This window comes from Streptomyces sp. NH27, assembly GCF_056859195.1.
The window spans coordinates 20216-28945 of the sequence record NZ_JACEGK010000019.1 but is presented as its reverse complement, the minus strand read 5'-3'; the positions used below and the strand labels follow the sequence as shown (position 1 = coordinate 28945).

Annotated in this window: 7 protein-coding genes and 2 pseudogenes; 5 read left to right on the top strand and 4 right to left on the bottom strand. The window is 70.1% G+C overall.

What is annotated here, in order from left to right:
* Positions 1-426: hypothetical protein (locus AC13HU_RS03510; protein WP_483040221.1), on the bottom strand; the 426-nt coding region annotated here is incomplete at its 3' end.
* A 3-nt stretch (positions 427-429) separates the two neighbouring features.
* A pseudogene (locus AC13HU_RS03505) lies at positions 430-813 on the bottom strand (aminotransferase class I/II-fold pyridoxal phosphate-dependent enzyme); the annotation flags it as partial.
* Between the two features lie 593 nt (positions 814-1406).
* Between AC13HU_RS03505 and AC13HU_RS03500 the strand changes: the two are divergent.
* The 5 genes and pseudogenes from AC13HU_RS03500 (at position 1407) to AC13HU_RS03480 (ending at position 5283) form a co-directional block, all read left to right on the top strand.
* Positions 1407-1853 (top strand): hypothetical protein, encoded by a 447-nt coding sequence (locus AC13HU_RS03500; protein WP_483040220.1) that lies wholly within the window; start codon positions 1407-1409, stop codon positions 1851-1853.
* 100 nt (positions 1854-1953) lie between these two features.
* Positions 1954-2781, top strand: a complete 828-nt coding sequence (locus tag AC13HU_RS03495; RefSeq protein WP_483040219.1) for a lipase family protein — start codon at positions 1954-1956, stop codon at positions 2779-2781.
* Between the two features lie 16 nt (positions 2782-2797).
* A pseudogene (locus tag AC13HU_RS03490) lies at positions 2798-3091 on the top strand (transposase); the annotation flags it as partial.
* A gap of 256 nt (positions 3092-3347) precedes the next feature.
* Positions 3348-4193 carry a FadR/GntR family transcriptional regulator gene (locus tag AC13HU_RS03485; RefSeq protein WP_483040218.1) on the top strand — a complete coding sequence of 282 codons (846 nt, stop codon included), beginning with the start codon at positions 3348-3350 and terminating at the stop codon, positions 4191-4193.
* A gap of 154 nt (positions 4194-4347) precedes the next feature.
* Positions 4348-5283: a DUF4862 family protein gene (locus AC13HU_RS03480; protein WP_483040217.1), complete on the top strand. Its 936-nt coding sequence runs from the start codon at positions 4348-4350 to the stop codon at positions 5281-5283.
* 239 nt (positions 5284-5522) lie between these two features.
* On the opposite strand, the gene AC13HU_RS03475 is transcribed toward AC13HU_RS03480, so the two are convergent.
* Both AC13HU_RS03475 and AC13HU_RS03470 read right to left on the bottom strand, forming a co-directional pair.
* Positions 5523-7979, bottom strand: a complete 2457-nt coding sequence (locus AC13HU_RS03475; protein ID WP_483040216.1) for an ABC transporter permease — start codon at positions 7977-7979, stop codon at positions 5523-5525.
* Positions 7973-8722, bottom strand: a complete 750-nt coding sequence (locus tag AC13HU_RS03470) for an ABC transporter ATP-binding protein (RefSeq protein WP_483040223.1) — start codon at positions 8720-8722, stop codon at positions 7973-7975. Before AC13HU_RS03470 ends, AC13HU_RS03475 begins: the two co-directional genes overlap by 7 nt.
* Positions 8723-8730: the final 8 nt, after the last annotated feature.

Below are 8730 nucleotides of genomic sequence, written 5' to 3'. Positions count from 1 at the left end.
GTGCATGACGCCGCCGGGAAGCAGGGACACCTCGGTCGGCTGCCTGCGGAAGTAGTTGAAGAGGCCCTCTTCCCTGGCGTCCAGGCCGAGGGGGGTGAGCGGGAGCGGCATGGCGTCGTCGGGGGCGGGCGGCACCGGAAGGTCGAGGTAGTCCCTGAGATCGAGCCAGAAGAACTGGGCCGCGTTGTCGCCGTCGTGGTGGACGTACATGATGCCGTTGCGGTCCAGACAGTCCTTGACCTCGGCGAAGCTGGTGCTGAGGAGGCTGCGGTAGGTCCTCATGGCGAACGTTGTGTACAGCTCGGAGCCGGGGCCGTCGGCGGGAGCGGAGAGGACAGCGCCGATCACGTAGTGCTTGAGCGAGTCGATGGGCGTGAACCAGGACATCGGGTGCCGTACCTCGGAACCGGTGTCCTTGCTGCCCATCATGGCGTCCTTGACGACCTCGTTCTGGGAGACGACGAATCCGGTGCGGAAGCCGGAGAGCCCGAAGTCCTTGGCGAAGCCCCAGACGACATGGATACGGGTGGGGTGCTCGCGATAGGCGTTCAGGGCGACGGCACTGGTGAACGGGGTTGTGCTGTCGTTCAGTTGGGAGTGGCAGTAGATCTCGTCGGAGATGATGTGCAGGTCGGGGTCGCTGAGCGCCCAGGCGTAGATGTCCTCCAGCAGTGCCGTACGGAGGGAAGTAGTGGATGTTCTTCTCGGGCAGCAGGCTGGTGTTCGCGAACACCGTCTTCTGCATCGAGTCGTAGACGAGGACGTTCTCCGCGACGGACAGGTCGACCGCGGTGTCGGGCGCCAGTTGGCGATGGTAGAAGGCGAGCGCCTGCTCCAGGTCGGGGATGCGCGCGAGGAGGTCGGCCTCCTCGGAGGAGACGTGCGGGTTCAGCCCGGTGGGCGCAACGTTGGTCGTCATGGTGCCGAAGTTCCTTGTCCTGGTGGTGGAGATCCAGCGGGCCGTGCGGCGAACCTCTCCACGGTTCGCACCCGCACGGAGCAAGCCGGCAGCGCGTGCGTTAGGGACGGCTGTTGGCGATTCGGCGGCCATCCGCGAACAGACGGGGAAGCTTTCCCCCTGACCTTCAGGAACAGGGGCGTTGAATCCGCTGCCGGACACGGAGGAGAGGTCCGACGCGTGCGAATGTCCTGGAGGCCACCTGATCGCCAAGCGGCTTCAAACGTAGTCGGAGCGTGATCATCGAAATGCCGTTGAAGGGGGGCGCGGTTGGGGTGAAAAGGGGAGCGTGAAGGCGCACAATCCGGTGATTCGTTTCGCCAACGCGGCTCCGCCGGGGACGATGAGTTGCTCGTTGGGGTGAATCGACCTCGGACCACTGGTTACTCAGCGAAGTCGTACGACACTGTAGGTAGTCGTTCGGTTGGTTCGCCGAGAGGGGTCTCCCATGTTTGTTCTCAAGAAGTCGCACGTCATCGTGGTAGCGGTGGCGGCGGCCTCCGTCCTCACCGCCGGAGCTGTCGCGGCCGCGTCGCCGGACAAGGCACCGGACAGGTCCCCGGCTGCCGCGGCGGCGGTTCCGATCGCCGTCGCCCCCTACGCGCGGGCCGCCGCCGTCGTCGATCCGAGCGGTGCGCTGATCCGCGCCAAGGGCATCGCGTCCGTCAAGCGCGTCGCGGTCGGCGAGTACTGCGTGAAGATCTCCACCCCCGGCATCGACATGCGCACCGCCGCACCCCAGGCGACGTTCAACCTCAACTCCGACTACAACGCGACCATCGCGGTCTCCCGCGCCGTGCAGAAGCTGTGCGCCAACAGCGCCACCACCGCGTTCGTCAGGACCACCAAAGGCAGCGCCCTCCACAACGAGGGCTTCTTCCTGGTCATTCCGTAGCCGGACCCTGTCGCTCGCCGGGCCCCGCCGGACCCCGGGGGCGCGGTCCATGCCACCGTGTGCCGTTCCCTGCGGGGTCGGCCCCTCGTGAAGGAGACTGATGACTGCATCCCCGTTGGATCACGCGGCGACCGGCTACTCCCTGGCGCACGCCTACGGGATGGGCCGGGCCGCCGGCCTGGCCGCGCTGGACCGCGACGGGATCGAGGCCCAGGCCCACGCGTGGGGATTCGACCAGGTGCGGTACTTCGAATCGACGCACGCGATGCCGTTCCCGATCGAGGACACCCAGGCGTACGTCATGGCCAGCGACCGGATGATCGTCACGGGCTTCCGGGGCACCGAGGTCGCCAAGATCCGCGACTGGCTCACCGACGTCGACACCCCGCCCGTTCCCGGACCAGGAAACAAGGGATTCGTCCACTACGGCTTCCACCGTGCCCTGGAGTCCGTCTATGCCCAAGTCCGCGACACCATCCTGGACATGTGTGGGAACGGCCAGACCATCTGGTTCACCGGCCACAGCCTCGGCGCGGCACTGGCCATGCTGGCCGGCGCCCGTCTCTACTTCGAGCAGCCCCGGCTGCTCGCCGACGGCATCTACACCTTCGGCCAGCCGCGCACCTGCGACCGACTGCTCGCCGCCGCGCACAACACCGCGTTCGCCGACCGCTGCTACCGGTTCGTCAACAACAACGACATCGTGCCGCAACTCCCGCCCGAACCCGCCTACACCCACGTCCACGCGCTGCGCTACTTCGACGCCGACGGCCGCCTCCACGAAAGGATGCCGCTGATCGCGACCCTGCAGGATCGGGTCAAGGGCGTGGGCGCCGACCTGTTCGCGCCCGAGACCGACGCGATCAAGGACCACCACCTGGTGAACTATCTGGCGGCGTTCGAGAAGGACCTCGCCACCCCCGGCTGACACCGGGGCGGGACTGCTGACCGGCGAGGGCGGGCTGCTGCGGCAGCTGACCAAGAGGCTGCCGGAGTCCGCCCTGGAAGGCGAGATCACCGACCATCTCGGCTATGACAAGCACGACCCGGCCGGCAAGAACGGTGGCAACTCCCGCAACGGCAAGCACTCCAAGACCGTGCTGACCGATGTCGGCCCGGTGGAGGTCACCGTGCCCCGCGACCGCGACGGCTCGTTCGAACCGAAGATCGTCAAGAAGCAGCGGCAGAAGCGCCTGGCCGGCGTCGACCAGGTGGCGCACCAGGCGCTCCGACGAGGCAAGGTCGATCTCGCCCTCGCCGGGTGAGGGGGGTGAGGACTGACGGCACGATGCCGCGGAAGGTGGGCGTTGTCACGTGAGAGCTCCGGGTCTCGATCGACGGCCGGTGTTCGGCATGCGCGCTACGGTGTCCCCGGCGTGGAAATGCCGCGGCGCCGCATGTCGGCGCTGCGCTCCGCACTGAGCACCAATTCCGAACATCTGATGTCTGATCTTTGGTAGGATCGCCCCAGGACCGCGAACCGAAGGGGTCAAAATGGCCGTAGGACGGCGGAGCTTCAGGTCGCTCACGCCCGGTTTGTCGCGCGACGGGGACACCTCCCGACGAGCGACCACTACGGGCCGGATCAAGGACTTCATCCTGGTCGAGGGCCTGCGCCCCGGGGATCTCCTGCCCACGGAGGCCGAGCTCTGCGACCATCTCGGTGTCTCCCGTTCCAGCGTGCGGGAGGCGATTCGCACCCTGTCGACGCTCGGCATCGTCGATGTCCGCCATGGCCACGGCACGTACGTGGGCGCCATGTCGCTCGACGCTCTCGTCGAGATGCTCGTCTTCCGTGGGGTGCTCAGTCCCGGCGACGACCTGCGTGCCCTGCGTGACGTGGTCGAGGTCCGCCAAGTGCTCGACCACGGTATGGCCGAGCGCATCGTGGCGAGCCTGGCGGGCACCTCCAACCCTGATCTGCACGCGCTGGTGGACGAGATGATCGTCGTAGCCGCGAAAGGGCGTACCTTCCCGCAGCAGGACCGTGCGTTCCACACCGGGCTGTTGGCACGGCTCGACAACGCGCTGGTCGGACAGCTCGTCAGCGCGTTCTGGGAAGTACACACCGTGGTGGTGCCCACATTGGGGCTCTCCGTCGCGGCCGACATGGACGAGACGGCGCGAGCGCACGGGCTCATGCTCGACGCGGCCGAGGCGGGCGATGCCACCGCCTTCCACGCGGCGGTCACCGCTCACTACGACCCCATCTGCCGGGCGCTCGGAGCGACGGCGTCATCACCGGCGAGCACCGGCATGCCGACCTCGGCGTCGACCTCGGCGTCGACGCCGTCGGGCGTGACGCTCGAACCGGCGCCGGCGCACGGGGAGAGCGACTGACGGAGGCTGTGACAGCTCCTGCCGGCAGGTCGGCCGTGCTCGCGGCCGACGCCATCGACACCGCCGACACCATCGACACGCCGACCCGCAACGCCGAAACCCGTGCGGGGCCCGGCCACCAGGTCGAGACACCTCAGCATCGGAGACCAACACCATGAAGACAGAACGGCCCGCCGTCCTGGTGGGAGCGTATGCGGCGTTGCCCTCCCTTCGTGCCGACCAGGAACGCTTCTACGAAGGGCTCGCGGGCCGGGGGATCGCCGACGGGCTGGAGATCCCGTTCCGCGACGGTCTGGGTGGGGACACCCGCTGGCTGGCCGCACAGATGCGCGGCCGATTCACCCGTTCGGTGATCACGCTGATTCCCGGCACGATGGTGCGGGTGGGGGCCTCGGGCACCTTCGGTCTTGCGTCCGGGGATGACGACGGCCGACGGGCGGCGCTCGAATTCCTCCGCGAGGCGCGCATCGCCGCCGAGGAGCTGAACCAGTTCACCGGCGAGCAGTCGGTCTCTGTCGTCCACATCCACACCGCGCCCTCGACGACCGCTGTCGGAGAGATGTTCGCTCGTTCCCTCGACGAGATCGCGGCGAGCGAACCCGCCGGTGGCTGGTCCACCCGGCTCGTCCTGGAGCACTGCGACGCGTACGCGCCGACCGTCCCCGGCGAGAAGCGGTTCCTGCGGCTGGACGACGAAATCCCCGTCGCGCGCGAGGGGGGAATCGGTATCACCATCAACTGGGGCCGTTCGGCGATCGAGGCACAGGACCCGGGCCGACCGCTCGCCCAGGTCGAGCGGCTTGCCTCCGAGGGCCTGTTGGAGGGCGTCATGTTCTCCGGCGCCGGCCCGACCGCGAACGAGTTCGGGGGACCGTGGGCGGACGCGCACCTGCCCCTCACCGAGGACGAGCCCACGTCCCTCATGGGCACCGACGAGGTATGCCGCTGTCTCCGCGCGGCCGAAGGCGCGTTCTCCTACGCGGGGGCGAAGATCCGGGTTCCCGCCGATGCCACGGTCGACGAGAGGCTCGCGATGGTGGGTCGCGTGACGCGGCTGCTGTCCGAGCCGGCCGCCCGGCAGCACGCCTGAAGCGGCGGGGCGCACGGTGGCCCGGTGCCGTAGCCGATGCGGTCCTCGACGCGGGGCCGGCTGTGGTGGCGGACCTCCGGAAATCGCAGAAATCCCTGTCGACCAGCTCATCACCGAAGCACCGATGGGTGTGCCGGTGCCTGGCAGTGATGGCGACCTGGTGCACGACAGGCGGCGGGCTCCGCCTGTCGTGCACCAGGTCGCCGGCGGGAGATCGCGCGTGGTGTGGGTGCCGCGTCCTATTCGCGGATGCCTGACGCTTCGATCGCGCATCGACGTGTCGCCCGCCAGGTCGCGCCCGACGCGGTGACCAGGGTGACGAGGGCACAGAGCGCGACGGTCCCCAAAAGCTGCGCCCACGGGATCACCGTCGGCGCACCGGCCACGAGTTTGCTCAGCGAGACGTGCTGGGTCACCGCGGCGAGTCCGGTCGCCACGGCGGCGAGCACGGTGCCGACGACCACCGCCACGGCGGACTCGGCGGCGGCGACCTTCACGATCTGGCTGCGCACCGCGCCCGCCAGCCCGAGCAGGGCGAACTCCCGCCGCCGCCCGGCCATCGCCATGATCAGGGTGTTGGCGACCGCGATCAGCGCGTAGGCCAGCGCGATCCCCAGGATGACCACCGCGGCGTTGTTCGTCTGCTCGGCGGCGTGCGCGCGCTCGACCTCCAGGTAGCCGCCGTAGGTCAGGACGTGCGCGCCGGAGCCGGCCAGCGCCTGGTGCACCGCGGCGCTCTGCTGCTCGTCGAGCGGCCGGCCCACGCCCGCCGTCGAGTCGAGGTAGACCTGACTCGGCATCACCGCGCCGGTCAGCGACGCGGACACGTAGGTGTCGTCGCCGTTCAGGCCGCGCGCGACCACCGCCGCGATGACGGTCGGGACCTTCTCGCCGGTCGGCAGCAGCGTGACCACCTGGTCCCCGGCCGACAGGCTGTCGGACTGGGCCGCGTGCTCGTCGATGACCAGGAAGTTCCCGGGCGGCGAGGTGAGCGAGCCGGAGCGCACGGGCGGCGTGATGGTGGTGCCCAGCGCCGCCGCGGGCACCGCGTCGGTGCTCAGCGAGTCGATCTGGTCGCCTTGGACGGTGCCGATCCGGATGTTCATCGAGGTGCTCGGGGTGACCCGGACCCCGGGCACGGCTGTCAGCCGCTCCAGCGTGTGGGCGTCGATCCCGGAGCCGCCGGGCACGACCACGTCAGCCGCCTGGATCTCCTGCTGCTGGCGGTGGAGGACCGCGGCGTCACCGGACTTCTGCATCGTCAGCAGGGCGCCGACCAGCCCGACGGCCACCACGATCGGCGCCACCGTGGCGGCCGTACGCCGCCGGGAGGTGAGGATGTTCTCGCGCACCAGCAGCGGGCCGGCCTTGGCCGAGCCGCGCAGCGGGCCGGTCAGCAGCCGGGTCACCGGCCGCAGCAGGATCGGCGTCAGCAGGGTGACCGCGCCGACGTAGAGGACCGGGACCGACTCGTACTTGCGGGCGCTGGCTGCCAGATACGGCTGGGTCCGGGCGATGACGATCCCCGCGACGACCGCGCCGATCAGCATCCCGATCCCCAGCAACCAGCGGATCGGCGTCATCCCGCGGCGCTCCACCACGCTCTCGCGCAGCACCTCGATCGGCCGGATCAGCGAGACCCGGACCAGGGTGGCGGCCGAGCCGGCCAGCGCCGCCACCACGCCGATGACGAAGGAGATCAGCAACGGCAGCGGGTTGAAGGGGATGGTGAACCAGGACGGGGCCACGTCGTGGTCGAGCATCCAGGAGCGCAACGGCATGGTGCACAGCGGTGCGAGGACGCAGCCGGTGACCGCCGCCGCCAGGCCGATCAACATCGCCTCGCCGAGCACCATGCGCCGCACCTGCCGCGGCGCGGCACCCACCAGCCGCAGCAGCGCCAGCTCGCGGCGGCGCTGCTCGGTGGCGAAGGCGAAGGTCGCGATGACGACGAACACCGCGACACACACCGCAAGTCCGGTGGTACTGCCCGCCATTGCCTGGGCATTGGCCAGCGCCTGGGCGCCGCCGGTGGAGTCGGGGTCGATCCGGGTCAGGTCGTGGCCGCTGAGGACCACGGCCCGGTCGCCCACGAGGGCGGACAGCCGGCTCGCCTTCTGGTCGGTGACCAGTGCGTTGACGCCGGGCGACAGGCGCTCCGCCTCGGCGCCGCTGAAGAAGACCGCGTTCTCGAACCAGAGCGCGTCGGTGACCCCCACCACCCGGAAGCGGCCGGCGCCGTCGGCGGTGACAGCCTCGGCCCGACGCCCGATCAGCGACCTGGTGCCGCCGGCGACGACGATCTCGTCCGCGGCCGCCGGCGTCCGCCCGGCCACCAGGTGGTAGCCCGCGAAGGTGGCCGAGGTCCAGGGGTGGCCGGTCGTCTCCCCGGAACCAGGGCGCAGCCGTACCGGGAAGCTGCGGTCGGCTGTGGCCTTCCCGGCCGCGGTCACCTTGGCCACGACATCGGGCGGCAGCACCGCGGGGGCCTTCATCGGGCTTCCCTCGAAGCCCTGCGGCGCGATGACGGTCGAGGCTTCCTCGAACCGCTGCGGGCCCGGGTGCGGCGTGCCGAAGGTGGCCGCCAGGGTCAGCGTCATCATGCCGATCATCGTCGTGCCGAGGGCGAGGGCGAGGAAGGCGCCCACGAAGCCCATCAGACGGTGTCGGAGGGTGGCTACGGCGATGCTCAGCACGGCTTCGTCCCGCTCTCGTCGGGCTCCAGCGCAGCCATTCTCAGGGCCACGGTCTCGGCTGTCGGCCCGAACAGCTCGCCGGTCACCTTGCCGTCGGCGAGGAAGACCACCCGCTGTGAGTACGAGGCGGCCACCGGGTCGTGGGTGACCATGATCACCGTCTGCCCGTGCTGCTCGACGACGCCGCGCAGCAGCGCCAGGACCTCACGCGCGGTACGCGAGTCCAGCGCACCGGTCGGCTCGTCCGCGAAGATCACCTTGGGCCTGGTCACCAGCGCCCGCGCGATCGCGACGCGCTGCTGCTGACCACCCGACAGTTCGGCGGGCCGGTGCCCGCCGCGCTCGGCGAGACCGACCTCGGCCAGTCCCTTGTCGATCGCCGCCGGGTCGAGCGGGCGCCCCGCCAACCGCAGCGGCAGCTCGACGTTCTGTCGGGCCGTCAGCGCCGGGATCAGGTTGAACGACTGGAAGACGAAGCCCATGTCATCGCGGCGCAACTCGGTCAGCGCCCGCTCGGACAGCTTGTGCAACGGCGCGCCGTCCAGCAGGATCTGGCCCGCGTCGACCCGGTCCAGGCCCGCCGCGCACTGCAGCAGCGTCGACTTGCCCGAGCCCGAGGGGCCCATGATGGCGGTGAAGGTGCCCGCCGCGAAGTCGACGTCCACCCCGTCGAGTGCCCGCACCCGGTTGTCGCCGCGGCCGTACGTCTTGTGCACACCGGTCAGGCCGACGATCTCGCCCATGCTCGCCG

Coding starts and splice junctions, on each gene's coding strand:
- AC13HU_RS03500 (WP_483040220.1), top strand. CDS start 1,407: ATGTTTGTTCTCAAGAAGTCGCACGTCATCGTGGTAGCGGTGGCGGCG.
- AC13HU_RS03495 (WP_483040219.1), top strand. CDS start 1,954: ATGACTGCATCCCCGTTGGATCACGCGGCGACCGGCTACTCCCTGGCG.
- AC13HU_RS03485 (WP_483040218.1), top strand. CDS start 3,348: ATGGCCGTAGGACGGCGGAGCTTCAGGTCGCTCACGCCCGGTTTGTCG.
- AC13HU_RS03480 (WP_483040217.1), top strand. CDS start 4,348: ATGAAGACAGAACGGCCCGCCGTCCTGGTGGGAGCGTATGCGGCGTTG.
- AC13HU_RS03470 (WP_483040223.1), bottom strand. CDS start 8,722: ATGGGCGAGATCGTCGGCCTGACCGGTGTGCACAAGACGTACGGCCGC.